The sequence below is a fragment of the Syntrophotalea carbinolica DSM 2380 genome, assembly GCF_000012885.1.
Classification (GTDB): domain Bacteria; phylum Desulfobacterota; class Desulfuromonadia; order Desulfuromonadales; family Syntrophotaleaceae; genus Syntrophotalea; species Syntrophotalea carbinolica.
Genome location: NC_007498.2, coordinates 3,119,736 through 3,137,126, shown reverse-complemented (window position 1 = coordinate 3,137,126; position 17,391 = coordinate 3,119,736). Strand labels below are relative to the sequence as shown.

The window sequence follows — 17,391 nt, the reverse complement described above, 5'->3', positions numbered from 1 at the left end:
GACAGGTAGGAGAAGGCCCATGGTCGATTTAGGCAATATTACATACGGTGTCGACGGACTGATCCCGGCAGTGGTGCGTTGCGCGCCCAGCGGCGACGTGCTGATGCTTTCACATCTCAACGCCGAAGCTGTCGAGCAAACCCTGGCAAGCGGTTTGCTGTACCGTTATTCGCGCTCCCGAAAGGCCCTGGTGGCACCCGATGCCGATGCCCCGCAGCGGGTCACGGAAATGCGGCTGAGTTGTTCCGGGGACTGTTTGCTGGTGGCCGTAGAGCAGGGTGGGGCATCCCGCAACTGCTTCAAAACGGTGCTTTTCCAGCAGCAGGATGCTGTCGCCGAGGAGCAGGCCGATATTTTGGAACAGGTATATCAGGTTGTGCTGCAGCGCCGCGACAATCCCTCGCAGAAATCTTATGTGGCTTCCCTGTTCGCCAAGGGGCTCGACAAGATCCTTGGCAAGATCGGTGAAGAAGCCACCGAAACGGCGGTGGCCGGCAAGGGCGGCCAACCCGACGAGGTTGTCTATGAGGTCGCCGACCTGTTTTTTCATGTGCTGGTTCTGCTCGGTTATTACGATTTGCCTCCGGAGCGTATTTACGCCGAACTGCGGCGTCGGTTCGGTCTGTCGGGGATCGAGGAGAAGGCCTCGCGCAAAGCCTGATTTTCTGACTGTTTTCCTATAAAAAGGTGGATAACCATGAGTCTCAAACAACAACTCAACGATGCCATGAAAGCCGCAATGAAGGCTAAAGACAGTCTGCGCCTGACCACCGTGCGCATGGTGCTGGCAGCCATCAAGAATCGCGAAATCGACCAGCGTGCAGAGCTTGGAGACGAAGATATCATTGGTGTGCTGTCGTCTTTGGTCAAGCAGCGCAAGGAATCCGTGGCGCTATACCGGGAGGGCGACCGGGCCGAACTGGCCGAAAAAGAAGAGGCCGAACTGGCCATTCTGCAGGAGTTTTTACCGTCGCCGCTGAGCGAGGAGGAAATTTCCGCCCTTATCGAACAGGCCGTAACCGAAACCGGTGCCGCCGGTCCCAGAGATATGGGCAAGGTCATGAAGATCGTTTCCGCCCAGACCCGCGGGCGTGCCGATGGCAAGCAGGTCAGCGACATGGTTAAAAGCCGACTGAGCAGCTGATCGCAATACTGGGGAAGACCTATGAATGTTGTGGATATCGCCATTCTGACGGTACTGGCCTTGTTTTTGATCAAGGGGGTGGTGCGCGGACTGCTCAAGGAGCTCTGCTCTTTGTTCGGGCTGTTTGGCGGATTGGTGATAGCCCTGCGTTTTCATCCCTATCTGGCCGAGGGCATGCTTAAAACCTTCTCCTTGCCGGCCCAGTTATGTGTAGTAATCGCTTTTGCTGCATTATTTCTGCTGACGGTCTTGATTTTTGCAGTGATTGGGTTTATTCTGTCACGTTTCGTCAAGTTGCTTTTTCTCGGGGGCTTCAACCGGGTGGCAGGGGGCTTGTTCGGTATCGTTCAGGGTGCCGCGATTTTGATCCTGGTCTTGTTCGGGTTGAGTCGCAGCCCCTTGCCGGAACAGGCGCAAAAATATCTGCGTTCATCGCAGCTGACGCCCCCTTTGGTCGACATGGGGGAGACCCTGTTTCGTCACGGCAAGCAACTGGGCGGCACGGTAAAAGGCCGCTCCTGAGTGTTTTTGCGGGATTAGGAGTTCATGAGCGAAGAAACCCTCAGGGTTCTCGAATACAATAAAATCGTTCGGCTGCTGGCGGGGCACACCGTCACCGAGCCGGGACGGGAAAAGACTCTGGCTTTACAGCCGTTGCATGATCCGCGGCAGGTAGCCGAGGCTCTGGCCGAAGTGGCCGAAATGACGGCCTTGTTCGAAAGTCAGGGCCGACCTCCGTTGGGCGGGTGCCGCGAACTGCGACCCGCCTTGCGGCGTTTGCATGCCGACGGCAGCTGGTTGCCGGCCGAGGACCTGCTGGCGGTGGTTTCGAGTTTGGAGGCCGCCAGTGCCTGTCGCGGATATTTTGACGGACAGCAAAGCGCTCCGCTGCTCGCCGAGCAGGCGTCCGGCCTGACGGTTTGCAACGCCCTGCAGCGTGAAATTCGTGCCAGTATCGGCAGTCACGGCGAGATTCTGGACAGCGCTTCTTTCGAACTGGGGGATCTGCGTCAGTCCGCCCGGCACCTGCGGGGCCGTATCCGCAGGAAACTGGAGGATATGCTGCATGCCGAGTCTTTCAGCGGTGTCTTTCAGGACAGCATCGTTACCGAGCGCAATGGCCGTTATGTCGTGCCGGTGCGGGCCGACCATCGCGGTCGCGTCAAGGGACTGATCCACGATGAATCCGCCAGCGGCCAGACCCTGTTCATGGAACCGAACGCGGTGCTGGAAGGCAACAATGAATTGCAAGCCTTACGGCGTGCCGAACAACGCGAGGAGGAACGTATCCTGCGGCGTCTGTCGGCTCAAGTCCGAGGGCAGCGGGTCGCCCTCGAGCACAATCAGACGTTGATGGCCCGCTTTGATCTGCGGGCAGCGGCAGCGCGTTTCGGTCAGATGTGCGGGGCCGTGACGCCACAGCTGGCGGACAAACCGGTCATCGACCTGCGTGATGCCCGACATCCGTTGCTGATGGTCGGAGCGGATGGCAGCGTTGAGGTCGAGCGGGCCGTTTCCATCGACCTGAAGCTGGGGCAGGATCGACAGATTCTGGTGATCAGTGGCCCCAACACCGGCGGTAAGAGTGTCGCACTCAAGACTATCGGCCTGCTGGTGCTCATGGTTCGCTCGGGCTTGCCGATTCCCTGTCGTGCCGACAGTCGGATTTACCTGTTCCCTTCGGTGCAGGCCGATATCGGTGACGAACAGAGTATTGAGCAGCATCTCTCCACGTTTTCAGGGCATTTGACACGGCTGCGGCGGATTATGGAAGAGTGCGGGCCGGAGACGCTGGTGCTGTTGGACGAGCTCGGTACCGGAACGGATCCCGCGGAGGGCGGCGCCCTGGCCATGGCCATGCTGGATCACCTGCGTGACGCCGGCGTGCGCACCGTAGCCACCACTCACCTGAATCTGATCAAGGGGTATGCCGCAACCCAGGACGGTGTGGAAAACGCCGCCGTTGAATTCGATCCCGAAACCTTGCAGCCGACCTATCGCTTGCATTACGGGATACCCGGCGCCAGTCAGGCTTTTGCCATTGCCCGCCGTCTTGGCTTGCCGGCCACGGTGTTGCAGCGTGCCGAAGACTACCTCGGCGACGGCGAAAAAGCCGGCCTGGAGTTGATGGAGAAGATCAACGCCCAGCAGCATGCCCTTGAACTGGAACTCTCCGAAGCGCGCAAATTGCGCGAACGGGCCCGTCAGGAGCGGGCGCGACGCAAGAAATTGCTGGAGGATTTCGAGGCGCAGAAGCAAGCGTTGCAGGACAAGGCCCGGCGACGTGCCGATCAGCTGGTGCGCGAAGCCGAACGCAAGATAAAGGGGTTGCTCAAAGAGGCTCGTCAGACCGGTACGCAAGTGCCAGAACAGGCCCGGCTGACCTCCGAGGTACGCCAGGTGCGCGAAGAGTTGCGCCAGGCACCGGCCTCGGTGAAGGGCCGGGGCAAGGCCCCGAAGTCGGTGAAAGTCGGCGAGTTGTTGCGTATCCCGACATTGCGCACCGAGGGTGAAGTGGTGCGGGTGCAGGGCGATACCGTCGAAATGACGGTGCAGGGTAAAAAGCTGCGCTTGGCCATGACAGTGCTGGAGGCGTTCCGGCCGCGACGTTTTGCTTCGCGTTCCGCCGGTGGCGCGGTGCGTGGCAAGATTCAGCGGGACAGTTTCAGCCCCCGATTGATGCTGGTCGGTAAGCGGGTCGATGAGGCCCTGCCATTGCTGGAACGCTTCGTCGACGATGCTTTGCTGCACAATATGCTGGAACTGGAAGTCGTGCACGGCGCCGGCGAAGGCGTGTTGCGTAAAGTGGTGCGCGAGTACCTCGCCGCACACCGTGAAGTGGCGGGCTTTCACGCCGCCGCCATCGGTCAGGGTGGCGATAATGTGACCCTTGTGCAATTGAGAAGGTCATGAGCGGAAGGATTGCGGACGAAAAGGTCGAGGAAATACGGGCTCGGGCCGACATTGTCGAGGTGATTTCGAGCTACGTTTCCCTCAAGCGTTCCGGGCGTAACCATGTCGGACTGTGTCCGTTCCATGCTGAAAAAACACCGTCCTTCAATGTTAACGCCGACCGGCAGATCTACCACTGTTTTGGCTGTGAGGTCGGTGGCGATGTCTTTGCCTTTCTGATGAATATAGAGGGGCTGGCCTTCCCCGAAGCGGTTCGTCGGCTCGGCGAACGCTACGGCATCGAGGTTGAGGAAGAAGCCGTATCCCCCGAAGAAGAGCAGCGCCGGGAAGAACGCGAGCGCCTGCTGCGGGTGACGGAAGTCGCCTGTGACTTCTATCATAACCTGCTGCTGAAGGACCCTTCCGGTAAGCCGGCGCGCGGTTATCTGCGTCGTCGCGGCTTTGACGGCGATATCGCCCGGCAGTTTCGCCTGGGGTGGGCGCCCGCAGCGTGGGAGGCTCTGGCAAATCATCTGCGGGACAAGGGTTTTGACTCCAAGTGGGCGCGGGATCGTTTGGGGCTGGTTCGTGCCGGCAACGAAGGGCGTAACGATTACGACCTGTTCAGGCGTCGCCTGTTGTTTCCCATTCTGGACGAGCGTGGTCGGCCCGTGGCGTTCGGTGGCCGCATTCTGGAAGGGGATGGTCCCAAATACATCAACTCGCCCGAATCGCCCATCTACCACAAGGCGCGGGTGCTTTACGGTCTGTACCAGGCGCGCGATGCCATGCGCCACAAGGGCGAAGCCATTGTGGTGGAAGGCTATTTCGATCAATTGGCACTGTATCGCGCCGGTTTTCAAAACACCGTAGCCACCTGCGGTACGGCGCTGACGCCCGAGCATGTTCGTTTGCTCAAACGTTTTGCCGAGCGTGTGCTGCTATTGTTCGACCAGGATGAAGCCGGCCGTAAGGCAACATTTCGTGCCATGGACGTATTGCTGCCCGAGGGGTTGCAGGCCCTGGTGGTTACCTTGGATGCCGGTGAGGATCCCGACTCCTTCCTGCGCAACCACGATGCGCAGAAGATGCAGGCGCGCCTGGCGTCGGCGCGTCCGGTGGTCGAGGTCTTTATCGAGCGGACGCTGGAACAGCACGGCGAGGATATCGAGGGCCGCGCACGGGCGGTGGAAAAAATTCTCGCCAAGTTACGCCTTCTGCCCGGCGATATCGAGCGCGATCTGTATTTGAAGGACCTGGCTTCGCGTACCGGCTTGGATGAGCAGTTGCTGCGCAGCAAGGCATTGCCGCAGGCCGTGCCGGATCCTGCCCCGTCATCGGTGCCTGCGGTTCGGCCGAAACCTGCTGCCCGTCAGGCCGTACCGGCAAAGAAGACCCGGCGGGGGGTGGCTGAAAAAGCGCAACGGATTTTATTGCGGCTGATTCTTTGCTACGAATCGGCATGCGATGCAGCGCGCAACCTCGGCCTGGGTGAGCTTTTCGAGGAGGGCGATTTGCGGATCTTGGCCGAACGCGCCCTTTCGGTGTCCGCTGAATCGGGGCCGGTGGCAGAAAATATGCGCATTGATGACCTGAGTGAGTCCCAGAAGGGGCTGCTTTCGGGTATTCTGTTAGAAGACGAAGGATTGTTTGCGGAAAATTACGATGAGCTTTTCCGGAAATGTCATGAAATGGTGAATAAGGAGCGCATGAAGCAGCGGTTGCAACAACTGCAGGAGCTGATGCGAGAGGCCGAGAGGGGCCAGGATTTCACCGAGATGACAGTCTGGCAGCGTGAGTTTCAGGAGCTTACACGCAAGCTCAAGGGGTAATTGTCAACGTCGATACTAATAAACCGATGACTTTCGCAGTGAAGGGAAGTCCAGAGGAGAGAATCGAGCATGGCCAAGAAACACGGCATGGAAGAAGTTCAGCAGCTTATCGATATGGGTAAGGAAAAAGGTTACCTTACCTATGACGAAGTGAACGATTATCTTCCGGAAAGCGTGGTCTCTTCCGACCAGTTGGATGATGTCATGAGTCTGTTCGGCGAAATGGATATTGAAGTCGTCGATTCAGAGCAGAAGGTGTCTGTGTCCAAGACCCAGAGCGATAGTGACGACAGCAGCTCCGACTCCGGCGAAGAAGAGGAAGAGACGGAATACGAAGCCGGAACCCTGGGACGGACAAGCGATCCCGTGCGCATGTATTTGCGGGAAATGGGACAGGTATCGCTGCTGACTCGTGAAGGGGAGGTGGAGATCGCCAAGCGCATCGAAGAGGGTGAGGCGCTGGTGGCCCGGGTTATCATGAAGACCCCCATTGCTTTTCGCGAAGTGATTCGCCTGGGTGAAAAGCTTGCCAAGGAACAGATTGGCGTGGCGGAGATCACCAAGGAGTATGAAGAAGAAGAGGGCGCCGATGTCGAGGAGGTTCAGCGCACGCGCATCCTTGATCTGGTGGAAAAAATCCGGCAGCAGAATGACGAGCTGATGGTTCTGTGCCAGGAGTTGGCCGATTGCGGCGATCGTCAGCAGCGTAACAGCCTGCGCGACCAGATCGCGGAAAAGAAGGCATCCATCGGCGAGCTGATGCGGGAAATCCGCCTGAAGGATTTTCAAGTGGACAAGATCGTCGATCGCCTCAAGGATATGGCGCAGCAAGTCAAAAAGGGCTTGTCCGAGGTGCAGGCCTGCGAAGAAGAGCTTAAGCAGCCGCACAAGGAAATCAAGCGCCTGTTGCGGCGGATGCGTAAAAGCGATGAAGAAGCGCATCGTATTTCGCAGGATCTGGGTGTGCCCATCGATACCCTGCTGTCCGTTGAAAAACGTCTGAAGAGCGCCCAGCGCAAATTCAATCGCGTTGAGGATGAGTCCGGGTTCGCTCCGGAGGAATTGCTCGGCTCGCTGAAGGAAGTCATGAAGGGCGAGTGGCGGGCCAAGGCGGCCAAGAGTGAACTGGTCGAGGCCAACTTGCGGCTGGTGGTGTCCATCGCCAAAAAATACACCAATCGCGGGCTGCAGTTCCTGGATCTTATCCAGGAGGGCAATATCGGTCTGATGAAGGCCGTCGACAAGTTCGAATATCAGCGCGGTTACAAATTCTCGACCTATGCCACCTGGTGGATTCGGCAGGCCATTACCCGTGCCATTGCCGATCAGGCGCGCACCATACGTATTCCGGTGCATATGATCGAAACCATCAACAAGCTGATCCGTACCAGCCGCCAGCTGGTGCAGGAGATGGGTCGGGAGCCGGTGCCCGAAGAAATCGCCGAGCGTATGGAACTGCCGCTGGAAAAAGTACGGCGGGTACTCAAGATTGCCAAGGAGCCGATCAGCCTTGAAACCCCGATCGGCGAAGAAGAGGACTCCTCCTTGGGGGATTTCATCGAGGACAAAGGCGTGGTTTCGCCCCTCGAGGCGGTTATCAAGGGCAATCTTTCCGATCAGACGTCGCGGGTGCTTGCGTCATTGACTCCCCGTGAGGAGAAGGTGCTGCGCATGCGATTCGGTATCGGCGAAAAATCCGATCATACCCTTGAGGAAGTCGGGCAGGATTTTGCGGTCACGCGGGAACGTATTCGTCAGATCGAGGCCAAGGCGCTGCGCAAACTGCGGCATCCCAGTCGCGCCAGACGTTTGAAAAGCTTTGTTGAAACCACTTGACAGGCAAGTTCTGAAAAACTAAACTGGTGAACTATTCCGGGCCTATAGCTCAGTTGGTAGAGCCACCGGCTCATAACCGGTTGGTCCCAGGTTCGAATCCTGGTGGGCCCACCACTCGGATGGGTGATGAGGCGAGAACTCATATACACATACAGAAACACCCCTGCTACCGAAGAGTGCAACGATAGAGTTGCACTCTTCTTTTTTCAAAGCGATTGTTCATGAAGGAACGTACCTTTCGCCTACAGGATCTGCTCGGTTTACTGCACCGTCTTTACCCGCCCGCACTGGCGGAAAGTTGGGATAATGTCGGACTGCAGGCAGGCGATCCGTCCGCTTCGGTAAGCCGTGTTCTGGTGTGCCTCGATGTTTCCGAATACGCATTGGACGAAGCACAGCGGATCGGCGCCGAGGCCATTGTCAGCCATCATCCGCTGATCTTCCAGCCCCTCAAGCACTTAAGCCCCATGAATGAGACGGGTCGCCTGCTGTTTCGCGCGGTGCGTGAAGGTGTGGCCATTGTCTCCGCCCATACAAACCTCGATTGTGCCAAGAACGGACTCAATGACTGGTTGGCGGCCAGCCTGGGCCTGGAAAAGCCGGTGCCTTTGCAAACCGGCGCAACCGATTTGCACAAGTTGGTGGTGTTTGTCCCCAGCGGTTACGAAGACCGGGTGGCCAAGGCGCTTTTCGAGGCCGGTGCGGGAACCATTGGCGATTACGACAGCTGCTCATTCCGTACCGACGGTGTCGGAACTTTCCGGCCTGGCGATGACACCAGGCCATTTATCGGACAGAGTGGGGCACTGGAGCGTGTCCGGGAAATCCGGATGGAGACCATCCTGACCCGTGAAGTGCAGGCGCGTGCCGTTCAGCGCATGCTCAAGGCGCATCCCTATGAGGAGGTTGCTTACGATCTGATTCCTTTGGCCAATCGACGCAGCGACGTCGGCCTCGGCCGCATCGGGCGTCTGGCGCAAACCACCACTTTGGGGGCGTTTGCCGATACGGTCAAGCGGGCCCTGGATATCCCTCATGTACGGGTCGTCGGTGAGTTGGACAGGAAGGTGGGCAAGGTTGCCGTCTGTGGCGGTAGTGGTGCGTCTTTGTTGGGCGATACGGATCGTATGGGGGCCGATGTGCTGGTGACCGGCGATGTCAAGTATCATGAGGCTCTCAGTGCCCGTGACCGCAATATAGGTTTAATCGATGCCGGTCATTTCGGCACCGAGCATATTATGGTGAAGCATCTGGCCGAAGTGTTGCGCCAGGCAGCTGCAGCGAAGCGGATGGGAATTCAAGTCGAAGAACTCAAAGGGGAACAGGATCCATTTTTAATGGTCTGAGTTCCCTTTTTTTATTTCACACAGCACAAGAAATAGTATCACCGGAGAACCGATGGGAGGCAACAACGTGCATGAACAAATCGAACGTCTAAGGGCTTTGCAGGAACTTGACCATGAACTCAACAGCATTCGCCAGGAGCGCCGCAAACTGGAAATGGAACAGGCCGAGTTAAGCGGTGAAATGGTGCGGATCCAGGACATGGTGAATGGTCTGGATGAAGAAATCGGCACGTTGCAGAGTCAGCAGGCCGAACTTCAGCAGGGGCTGGCGCAGGAAGAGGCCAATATCAAACGTTCTGAAGAGAGGTTGCCGGAAATCAAAACCCAGAAGGAGTATCTGGCTGTTCTCAAAGAAGTCGATAGCGCCAAGAAGGTCAACAAAGACCTGCAGGCGAAGTTCGATGAAAAACAGGCTCAAATCGCCGAACTCAATGCCGAAAAGGACGAAAAACTCAAGCAGATTGAAGAACTTAAAGAGCGCACCGAAGTTCGCACCTCCGAAATCGCCGAGGCGCTGCAAGAGTTCGACGAAACGCTCGAAGCCAAGACCGGTCAGCGCGGTACGCATATCGATCCTCTGCCCAAGCAGTTGCAAAAGCGTTATGCCCTGCTCATGGAACGGCGTGACGGCATCGCCGTGGTCGAGGCGCGTGACGGCAACTGTACCGGTTGTCACATGCATCTGCCCCCCCAGTTGTTCAACAGTCTGTTCCTCAATCCGCAGATCCAGAGTTGCCCTCATTGCAACCGGCTGCTGTTCGTGACGCGAACGGAGGCTTAGAGCGCCGGGCGGTTAACTCCTGTCATCTTGCCGCATTTCATGAAGCGGACAGGATGATTGGTTCGATAGGCTTGCACAGGCTTGGAAATACAGGATGGTCGGAGAGCGCCAGATGATCGTCGGCTCGTTCCGTTTCGGCGGTAGCGGGCGGGAGGAAAGTCCGGGCTCCGCAGGGCGGGATGGTTCTTAACGGGAACCGGGGGTGACCCCAGGGACAGTGCCACAGAAAGCAAACCGCCTGTCGAAGTCGAGGCTTGGGCAGGTAAGGGTGAAACGGTGAGGTAAGAGCTCACCAGTTCCGACGGCGACGCCGGAAGCTAGGTAAACCCCATCCGGAGCAAGGCCAAATAGGGAAGTGTTTGAGGGCGGCCCGTCCGAGACTTCCGGGTTGGTTGCTTGAGGCCGTCGGCAACGGCGGTCCTAGAGGAATGATCATCGCCCTCCGTGCGGGTAACCGGCGGGGGGAACAGGACCCGGCTTACGGTTCTCTCCGGCCATCTTATTTTTCGATTACATTCATGATTCATCAGCCGGAAAGCGGCACGGGCCAGCGGCTCCGTGCCGCTTATTGTTTGGAGCAGGATGATTCAACAACGACAACAGCTATGGCAACGCACCGTAACCGCTGTCGCGGCGGAACTCGAACGCCTCGATTCCCCCCGCCGGGCCTGGATTACAGAGGCGGTCACGGCAATTGCCCGTGACCAGCAGCGTATGCATGCACTGTTTTTGGCCGCCGATGGCCCCGCCGCGTGTTCGCGCTGCAATGGGGCCTGCTGCGCATGCGGTACGTACCATTTCACTTTGGTCAACCTGCTCGCCTATCTTATCGAAGGCACATTGCCGCCTTTGCCCGAATTTTCCCGGCCCTGCCCCTTTCTGGGCCCTTCCGGATGCCGTTTGCCGGTTGCGCGACGGCCGTTCAACTGCGTGATTTTCTTATGCGAGGAGATCTGGCATAATCTGTCGGAGCCGCAGCAGCGGCAGGCGCGGCTGCTGGAGGATGCGCTGCGACGGCAATACCTGGCATTCGATGCGTTGTTTGCCGGCTCGAGCCTGCGCGGTCTGTTGATTCGCGCTGAGCGCCTTCAGGGGCAGGCCCTTCTGGATGCGCCGCTATAACGCACGCCGTGCGCAGCTTGAAGGCTGATGCCTTCTGGATGAGGGAGAAAGGGTTTCATGGATATCCATTTTAAACAACACAACGGTCGGGTCGACGAATTGGTGGAGGAACTGGTCAGGCTTGCCGGCGTTCATCATCCGGCCATAACGCGTGAAATGGTTCTCAGCGCACTTGCTGCAGGACAGGAGATCGACTACCTGGCCGATCTCAAGCTGATGCGCACCACCCTGAAGGAAATGAGTTTTACCAGCCGCCTTTTCGGGGGGCACCGGGGTCGGAAAAAAGTGACCATATTCGGCTCTGCCCGCACCACCAGCGATTCCCCGATTTATGAAAAATGCGTACGGTTTGCCCGTTTGCTTGCCGACAAGGGCTACATGGTGATTACCGGTGGCGGTGGCGGTATCATGCAAGCCGGAAACGAGGGGGCCGGAGCGGAAAATTCCTTCGCCGTTAATATCCGCCTGCCCCACGAGCAGGAAACCAATCCGGTGATGAGCCAGAGTCCCAATGTCATCACCTATAAATATTTCTTTAATCGCAAGGTCGCTTTTCTCAAGGAAGCCGCGGCCGTAGCCTTGTTTCCCGGCGGGTTCGGTACGCTTGACGAGGCCATGGAAACCCTGACCCTGATACAAACCGGGAAAAATCCACCCATTCCCCTGGTGCTCATCGATGACGACCAGGGTGATTATTGGGAACGGGTGCTCGCTTTTATGAAAGATCCTCTGCTTAAACGGGATCTGATTTCCGGTGAGGATTTCAGCTTGTTTTCCATCACCCGGGATCCTGCCGAGGCGGTCGCCATCATCGACGCCTTTTACCGGGTTTACCACTCCATGCGGTTCGTCGGCAAGACCCTGGTGATTCGGCTGAACAAGCCTCTTTCGCGTGAACAGATCGAAATCCTGGAGTCGGAGTTTCCCGAAATCAAGGAGCCGGAAAGCCGTCTGCAGTTGGCCGGACCGCTGCCCGCCGAAAAGGATCAGCCCGATTTGCTGCCTTTGCCGCGTCTGACCTTCGAATTCAATCGACGCAGTTACGGATTGTTGTTGGCATTTATCCGGCGCCTGAATACTTTTTGAGTCGCCGGCATGTCAGGAAAGGAGCGTCCCATGATGAAGAATTCCCATTGTTCTTTTTGCGGTCACCCTTTCTCCGATCGGCAACCCTGGCCCCGTACCTGCAGTCACTGTGGGCAGACCAGTTTTCTCAATCCCCTGCCGGTGGTGGTGATGCTGCTTCCCGTGGATGATGGTCTGTTGCAGATTCGCCGCGGGATCGAACCCGGGCTGGGCAAATGGGCTTTTCCCGGCGGCTATGTCAACCTCGGTGAAACCTGGCAGGAAGCTGGCGCCCGCGAAGTGCTGGAGGAAACCCATGTCGCGGTGGATCCGGCAGAAATTCGGGAATTTCGCGTACGCAGCGCGCCGGATGGCACCTTGTTGATATTCGGCCTGGCCGCACCGCGCCGTGCAGCGGATCTGCCCGATTTCGAACCTACGGACGAAACCACCGAAAGGGCAGTGCGCTGCGCACTGAGCGGCATGGCCTTTCAGTTGCATGCCGAGGCGGGTATGGCCTTTTTTAACGACGCCCACGGCAAGCCGGGCTGAGGCCGTCGACATTCACATTTCATCACAGCAATAGAGGTTCCCATGGTTGAGGACAAGCACGATTTCGAAGAGAGCAACGAAGAGGAAAACTTTGCCGATATGCTGGAGCAGAGTCTGGCCGGTATCCAACCTTTGGCGCCGGGGCAACAGGTGGAAGCGACGGTTCTGCAGATTGGCGACCAGTGGATTTTTCTGGATGTAGGTCAGAAGGGCGAGGGGGTGCTCGATAGACGCGAGCTGGCTGACGAAGAGGGGCAACTCAACGTCGCCCAGGGGGATCGCATCAAGGTATTTTTCCTCTCCCGGGCCGGTGGTGAACTTCGCTTTACCACGCGTCTGGCCAGCGGTTCGGCCGGTGCGGCCCAGATCGAAGAAGCCTGGCGCAGCGGTATCCCGGTGGATGGACGCCTGGAAAAAGAGGTCAAGGGAGGTTTCGAAGTGCGCCTGGCGGGCGGTGTGCGGGCCTTCTGTCCGTTTTCCCAGCTCGGATTGCGCCGTGATGACAGCTCCGAGACGGCTATCGGTGAAAATCGCTCTTTCAAGGTGATTCAGTTCGGAGAGCAGGGCCGCAACGTGGTGGTTTCGCACCGGGCGATTCTCGAGGAGGAGCGTGCCCGTCAGCGCGAAACGTTGCGTGAAACCCTGCAAGAGGGCATGGTGGTCAAGGGCACCGTTACATCGCTGCGGGATTTCGGCGCATTTATCGATATCGGTGGCCTCGAAGGACTGCTGCCGATCTCCGAGATCAGCTATGGCCGCGTGGAAAATATCGAAGATGTGCTGCATGTCGGCCAGGAGCTGGAGCTGGCTATCAAAAAGCTGGACTGGCAGGCCGATCGTTTTTCATTCAGCCTGCGCGATACCCAGGCCGATCCCTGGAGCAAAGTCGGGACCCTTTATATGGAAGGCTCCACCCATACCGGAACGGTCGCACGGCTGGCCAATTTCGGTGCCTTCGTGACCCTGGAAGAAGGTGTGGACGGACTGATCCATATCTCCAAACTGGGCGGCGGGCGTCGTATCAACCATCCTCGCGAAGTGCTGGAAGTCGGCCAGCAATTGCTGGTGACCATCGAGCAGGTCGATCGCGAGCAACACCGCATCTCTCTGGCGCCGGCCGCGGACGGAGCCGAAAGTGCCGCACCGACCCGGTATGTCGAAAAAGATACAAGCGGTTCCATGGGAACTTTTGCGGATCTGCTCAAGGGGAAATTCGAAAAGAAGGGTAAGAAGCGTAAATAGGCCGGTATTACCGGAGCCGTGGCTCGCGGGACGGGAAAACCCTGCGCGCCGAACAGGAATAAACGGCACCGCCTGCGCGTTTCACCGATAACGGCCCCGGCAAGCATCTTCCGGGGCAACTTAACCTGTCGAATTTCCATTTGTCCGGTTAGTCTCCCTCCAGTCCTCAGTAGGTTGGAGGGAGATCTTTTATCCGGAAACGTTGCATATAGAAATGCTGCCCAACCTCAACCAGGCCAATCGAACGCATACCCAGGGTATTTGCCAGTTCTTCCGGTGACAATCTTTTGTTCTGCGGTGGTCCGAATGGGGTTTCCCCCTTCTTTATCTCAACGATGGCAAGGATTCCTCCTGGTTTCAGCAGGCGTTTAACTTCCACGACAAAATCTTGCATTTGCGCAGCTGTAAACCCATGGAGGACGGTCGATAGATAGATCAGATCGATGGAGTCGGGTGCCAATTTCGTCTGTTTCGTAATATCGTCGACAAATGGCTCAATGACGGTTCCTTGAATTTCCTCCTTCAACCGGCGGATGGAACATGCATCCGGGTCCAGAGCATACACCCTGCCCGAACTTCCTACCTGCCTGGCAAATTCTTTAGCCATGTACCCGTTACCGCACCCCGCATCCAAAACTTTTTGTCCAGGCTGGATCGAAAGGTTGGCGATGATCTTTTCTTTTTCTACCAAATGTTCCGATGATTTTCCTCGGTGCTTGTGCCCATGGTCGCATTTGCTTTGGCTCATAATTGCTCCGTGGTTAAGTGGCTTAACCTTTTGTTTAAATAATCACTCTTCGGTCAGGCGTTCGTCCGCAACATCATCGAATATGTGCAATAGCTCTTCCAGGGTCGCTATATCTCCCGCCGAAAAGCTTTGCATGCGCTCGACAATACGACTCAGGTCTTTGGCATGCGCCTGCTCATGGGCTCTAAAAGCCTGCCATCCCAGTGGCGTGAGAGAGATTCGTAATTCCTTATTGCTGTGCGCCGACAGTTGCTTGTCGATAAATCCTTTACGGGCTAGCTTGGATACCATCTGGGATGCAGCACTTTTCGTCACCCCGAACCGAGTGGCAATATCTTTTACGCAAAGGGCGGCCTGCTCTCCGATTGCTTGTATGGTATGTGCCTCCCGGGTTGAGATTGCCAGCTCCTTATCGACCTCGATGGGCAGATCCTCGACACGCGCCAATTTATGCGCGAGCTGCTGTAGTTGCCGGATTCTTTCCATGATCTGTTTTTCCTTCTGATTCATGGCAAAATAGTACAGCGGCTTAACTATTATGGCAAGGCCAAATTTTGCGCGCGAATCCTCCCTTGGTTTCCCATCGGTTGGGCCGTCTTTGTTTCCTCCCGGATTGATGAGCAGAGTATTTAAGGTTGGTCAGTCATATCTGGAGTCTGTCGGACAGAGCCCTGATCAGGCTGCGATAAAACTAAGCAAACCATAAAACAAAAACCTCCCCTGAGAACAAGGGAGGTTCTTGTTTTTGTAGACCGGCCAACACGTGAAGTGATTCCCGTGCCAGCACCCGTCGGGATTATTGTGCCTTTAAACGATTTCGACCAGTTCGATGTCGAAAATCAGATTTTCACCGGCCAAAGGGTGGTTGGCGTCGAAGGTCAAAGTCTTGTCGGTGACCTCGACGACGGTGACCACCACGCTTTGATCGTCTTCGTCGGTCAACTCCAGTTCCATGCCGACTTCAGGCTGCAAGTCCTTGGGCAGCTGGGTGCGCTCGATGGTGAAAACGTATTCACCGTCGTAATCGCCAAAGGCGTCGTCGGAAGGGACGTTGACGGTTTTTTTATCGCCGGGCGCCATGGAGACCAGGGCCTCTTCGACCGGAATAAAGAATTCCGCGTCGCCGATAACCAGTTCCAAGGGCTTTTCTTCGCAGTCGCAATCGTCACAACCGCATTGGTTGTCGCTGGCGGTGGAATCGAAGACGGTACCGTCTTCAAGTTTTCCGGTAAATCTGATTTTGACGCGATCGCCCTTTTTTGCTTGTGCCATGAATTAATCCTTCCCTCTACGGGGTGTTGGTGTTCGAGTCTTTCCCTGCGGCCTTGCAGCCGAAGAGCCAAATGCTGTCGTTGGCAGCAGGTGCTGTCGGAAACAGGGGCATGGATTTGTGCATGCCCCTTGTCAGGTGGAAACCGTCGATGGCGTGCCAACGTAGACGAAACGGGGCAGGCTTTTGCCCTCGCGCTCCACGGTTTCGCAGAAATTCTCCAGCGGACGCAGCCATACCCCCATCTCGCCGTAAAGAGCCCGATAGACCACGAACCATTCCTCGGTATCGCAGTGCCGGGCGGTTTCCAGCACTTCGTAAAGCTGGCCTTTGAAATGCCGATAGATGCCTTTTTTGAGATCCATGGTTTGCTCGTTCTTTCCTGGCGACAAATGGGAGGTTTCGGTGATATTAACAGAATCCGGGTCAGCTTCCGATAAGTTTCTGGTTCAAAAGGGAAAAAGATGTGAACTTATGATGTCGGTCAGACGATAGGAGAAGATTATGCCTGGCTTCGTGGCCTCCAACCTGCTGCGGGCTGCTGTGGCCTGTTTCGGAGGGAATGGAAGTCGTTTATAAATACGTAAGATGAATGTTTTATAACAATAAATTCTGGCATCAAAAGAATTGTTTCGTTATACTCAGCGGCTTAGCATGGACGACAATTGTCTTTGCCAAAAAATATGTGCGTTGAATTGTCGAAAGCTATGCCTGCCTTTACCCCGGAATTTTAGGAGAATGACATGACCGTAACTTCGGACTCCACGCGTCCCGTAGCCCTGGTGACCGGAGCTGGCAAAGGGATCGGCGCCGCTATTGCCGTGGCTCTTGCAGAGGCCGGTTACGATTTATGGATAAATTATCGTAGCGATCATGCGGCCGCCGAAAAGACCGCGGATGCTGTCAGAAGCGCAGGTGCCGATTGCCTGCTGCTGCCTTTCGACGTGTCCTGTTCCGAAGCGGTCACGGCAGCCCTGGATCCTCTGTTGGAGAAAACGATCCCCCTGGCGCTGGTCAATAATGCCGGGTTCGCTCGCGACGGGCTTATGATGTGGATGTCCGAAGCCGATTGGTCTGACGTGCTGTCGGTGCATCTGGGCGGTTTTTTCCACGTCACCAAGTGCGTGATGCCGCTTATGCTTCGTCAGCGCCAAGGGTATATTGTGAACGTCGCTTCCACATCCGGTCAGACCGGTGTTCCGGGGCAGACCAACTATTCAGCGGCCAAGGCCGGATTGATCGGAGCGACCCGTTCGCTGGCCAAGGAAGTGGCGCGGCGTAATATTCTGGTCAACGCGGTGGCTCCCGGTTTCATCGATACGGAAATGACACAGGATATTCCCATCAAGGATCTTAAGTCCCTTATCCCCCTGGGACGCATGGGGAAGGCGGCGGAAGTCGCATCCATGGTCAGGTTTCTGTGTTCGGAAGAAGCCAGTTACATTACCGGGCAGGTTTTCTCCGTAAATGGCGGCGTTTATATGTAGGGTGCATGTAACAAAAGGTTTGTTTGTATCGTTGGACGCATTTTTTTGTATTTGCTGTGGAGGGTTTGCCCCCA

17 protein-coding genes, 1 tRNA gene and 1 other RNA gene are annotated in these 17,391 nt (G+C 56.8%); 15 read left to right on the top strand and 4 right to left on the bottom strand.

Annotated features, from left to right (window positions below; genetic code table 11):
- The first annotated feature begins 19 nt into the window (after positions 1 to 19).
- From PCAR_RS19150 to rpsA, 14 genes are all read left to right on the top strand, one after another.
- Entirely contained in the window at positions 20 to 661 is a 642-nt protein-coding gene (locus PCAR_RS19150; protein ID WP_011342462.1) for a phosphoribosyl-ATP diphosphatase, read from the top strand.
- Between the two features lie 36 nt (positions 662 to 697).
- A complete protein-coding gene (locus PCAR_RS14595) occupies positions 698 to 1,144 on the top strand; it encodes a GatB/YqeY domain-containing protein (protein WP_011342461.1) in 447 nt (148 codons plus the stop codon).
- A gap of 21 nt (positions 1,145 to 1,165) precedes the next feature.
- The gene (locus tag PCAR_RS14590) at positions 1,166 to 1,666 is read left to right on the top strand and encodes a CvpA family protein (protein ID WP_011342460.1); all 501 of its coding nucleotides are present in this window, start codon (positions 1,166 to 1,168) and stop codon (positions 1,664 to 1,666) included.
- A gap of 24 nt (positions 1,667 to 1,690) precedes the next feature.
- Positions 1,691 to 4,057, top strand: a complete 2,367-nt coding sequence (locus PCAR_RS14585) for an endonuclease MutS2 (protein ID WP_011342459.1) — start codon at positions 1,691 to 1,693, stop codon at positions 4,055 to 4,057.
- A complete protein-coding gene (gene dnaG / locus PCAR_RS14580) occupies positions 4,054 to 5,868 on the top strand; it encodes a DNA primase (RefSeq protein ID WP_011342458.1) in 1,815 nt (604 codons plus the stop codon). The genes PCAR_RS14585 and dnaG overlap by 4 nt, the downstream gene beginning before the upstream one ends.
- Positions 5,869 to 5,937: 69 nt before the next feature.
- Positions 5,938 to 7,704, top strand: a complete 1,767-nt coding sequence (rpoD, locus tag PCAR_RS14575) for an RNA polymerase sigma factor RpoD (protein WP_011342457.1) — start codon at positions 5,938 to 5,940, stop codon at positions 7,702 to 7,704.
- A 38-nt stretch (positions 7,705 to 7,742) separates the two neighbouring features.
- Positions 7,743 to 7,818 (top strand) — tRNA-Ile (locus tag PCAR_RS14570).
- 107 nt (positions 7,819 to 7,925) lie between these two features.
- Positions 7,926 to 9,050 (top strand): Nif3-like dinuclear metal center hexameric protein, encoded by a 1,125-nt coding sequence (locus tag PCAR_RS14565; RefSeq protein WP_011342456.1) that lies wholly within the window; start codon positions 7,926 to 7,928, stop codon positions 9,048 to 9,050.
- Positions 9,051 to 9,117: 67 nt separating this feature from the next.
- Positions 9,118 to 9,831, top strand: a complete 714-nt coding sequence (locus PCAR_RS14560) for a zinc ribbon domain-containing protein (RefSeq protein ID WP_158447434.1) — start codon at positions 9,118 to 9,120, stop codon at positions 9,829 to 9,831.
- Between the two features lie 100 nt (positions 9,832 to 9,931).
- An RNA gene (rnpB, locus tag PCAR_RS18205) (RNase P RNA component class A) lies at positions 9,932 to 10,327 on the top strand.
- Positions 10,328 to 10,413: 86 nt separating this feature from the next.
- A complete protein-coding gene (locus PCAR_RS18075) occupies positions 10,414 to 10,953 on the top strand; it encodes a hypothetical protein (RefSeq protein WP_011342454.1) in 540 nt (179 codons plus the stop codon).
- Between the two features lie 57 nt (positions 10,954 to 11,010).
- A complete protein-coding gene (locus tag PCAR_RS14550; protein ID WP_011342453.1) occupies positions 11,011 to 12,039 on the top strand; it encodes an LOG family protein in 1,029 nt (342 codons plus the stop codon).
- A 30-nt stretch (positions 12,040 to 12,069) separates the two neighbouring features.
- Positions 12,070 to 12,570 (top strand): NUDIX domain-containing protein, encoded by a 501-nt coding sequence (locus PCAR_RS14545; protein WP_011342452.1) that lies wholly within the window; start codon positions 12,070 to 12,072, stop codon positions 12,568 to 12,570.
- A gap of 42 nt (positions 12,571 to 12,612) precedes the next feature.
- The gene (rpsA, locus tag PCAR_RS14540; protein ID WP_011342451.1) at positions 12,613 to 13,812 is read left to right on the top strand and encodes a 30S ribosomal protein S1; all 1,200 of its coding nucleotides are present in this window, start codon (positions 12,613 to 12,615) and stop codon (positions 13,810 to 13,812) included.
- Between the two features lie 166 nt (positions 13,813 to 13,978).
- Here the strand turns inward: rpsA and PCAR_RS14535 are convergent, their stop codons facing one another.
- The 4 genes from PCAR_RS14535 to PCAR_RS14520 form a co-directional block, all read right to left on the bottom strand.
- The gene (locus PCAR_RS14535; RefSeq protein WP_011342450.1) at positions 13,979 to 14,560 is read right to left on the bottom strand and encodes a class I SAM-dependent methyltransferase; all 582 of its coding nucleotides are present in this window, start codon (positions 14,558 to 14,560) and stop codon (positions 13,979 to 13,981) included.
- A 42-nt stretch (positions 14,561 to 14,602) separates the two neighbouring features.
- Positions 14,603 to 15,046, bottom strand: a complete 444-nt coding sequence (locus PCAR_RS14530) for a MarR family winged helix-turn-helix transcriptional regulator (RefSeq protein ID WP_011342449.1) — start codon at positions 15,044 to 15,046, stop codon at positions 14,603 to 14,605.
- Between the two features lie 321 nt (positions 15,047 to 15,367).
- Positions 15,368 to 15,832: an FKBP-type peptidyl-prolyl cis-trans isomerase gene (locus PCAR_RS14525; protein ID WP_011342448.1), complete on the bottom strand. Its 465-nt coding sequence runs from the start codon at positions 15,830 to 15,832 to the stop codon at positions 15,368 to 15,370.
- Between the two features lie 132 nt (positions 15,833 to 15,964).
- Positions 15,965 to 16,195 carry a DUF1653 domain-containing protein gene (locus PCAR_RS14520; protein ID WP_011342447.1) on the bottom strand — a complete coding sequence of 77 codons (231 nt, stop codon included), beginning with the start codon at positions 16,193 to 16,195 and terminating at the stop codon, positions 15,965 to 15,967.
- Positions 16,196 to 16,573: 378 nt separating this feature from the next.
- Here PCAR_RS14520 and fabG point away from each other — a divergent pair, with 378 nt between their 5' ends.
- Entirely contained in the window at positions 16,574 to 17,317 is a 744-nt protein-coding gene (gene fabG / locus PCAR_RS14515; protein ID WP_011342446.1) for a 3-oxoacyl-ACP reductase FabG, read from the top strand.
- Positions 17,318 to 17,391: the final 74 nt, after the last annotated feature.

Excerpts from the sequence above, each read along its gene's own strand:
- PCAR_RS14520 (WP_011342447.1), bottom strand. The coding sequence starts at position 16,195 with ATGGATCTCAAAAAAGGCATCTATCGGCATTTCAAAGGCCAGCTTTAC.
- rpsA (WP_011342451.1), top strand. The coding sequence starts at position 12,613 with ATGGTTGAGGACAAGCACGATTTCGAAGAGAGCAACGAAGAGGAAAAC.
- PCAR_RS14545 (WP_011342452.1), top strand. The coding sequence starts at position 12,070 with ATGATGAAGAATTCCCATTGTTCTTTTTGCGGTCACCCTTTCTCCGAT.
- PCAR_RS14550 (WP_011342453.1), top strand. The coding sequence starts at position 11,011 with ATGGATATCCATTTTAAACAACACAACGGTCGGGTCGACGAATTGGTG.
- rpoD (WP_011342457.1), top strand. The coding sequence starts at position 5,938 with ATGGCCAAGAAACACGGCATGGAAGAAGTTCAGCAGCTTATCGATATG.
- PCAR_RS14565 (WP_011342456.1), top strand. The coding sequence starts at position 7,926 with ATGAAGGAACGTACCTTTCGCCTACAGGATCTGCTCGGTTTACTGCAC.
- PCAR_RS19150 (WP_011342462.1), top strand. The coding sequence starts at position 20 with ATGGTCGATTTAGGCAATATTACATACGGTGTCGACGGACTGATCCCG.
- PCAR_RS14595 (WP_011342461.1), top strand. The coding sequence starts at position 698 with ATGAGTCTCAAACAACAACTCAACGATGCCATGAAAGCCGCAATGAAG.
- dnaG (WP_011342458.1), top strand. The coding sequence starts at position 4,054 with ATGAGCGGAAGGATTGCGGACGAAAAGGTCGAGGAAATACGGGCTCGG.
- PCAR_RS14535 (WP_011342450.1), bottom strand. The coding sequence starts at position 14,560 with ATGAGCCAAAGCAAATGCGACCATGGGCACAAGCACCGAGGAAAATCA.
- PCAR_RS14530 (WP_011342449.1), bottom strand. The coding sequence starts at position 15,046 with ATGGAAAGAATCCGGCAACTACAGCAGCTCGCGCATAAATTGGCGCGT.
- PCAR_RS18075 (WP_011342454.1), top strand. The coding sequence starts at position 10,414 with ATGATTCAACAACGACAACAGCTATGGCAACGCACCGTAACCGCTGTC.
- PCAR_RS14590 (WP_011342460.1), top strand. The coding sequence starts at position 1,166 with ATGAATGTTGTGGATATCGCCATTCTGACGGTACTGGCCTTGTTTTTG.
- PCAR_RS14525 (WP_011342448.1), bottom strand. The coding sequence starts at position 15,832 with ATGGCACAAGCAAAAAAGGGCGATCGCGTCAAAATCAGATTTACCGGA.
- PCAR_RS14585 (WP_011342459.1), top strand. The coding sequence starts at position 1,691 with ATGAGCGAAGAAACCCTCAGGGTTCTCGAATACAATAAAATCGTTCGG.
- fabG (WP_011342446.1), top strand. The coding sequence starts at position 16,574 with ATGACCGTAACTTCGGACTCCACGCGTCCCGTAGCCCTGGTGACCGGA.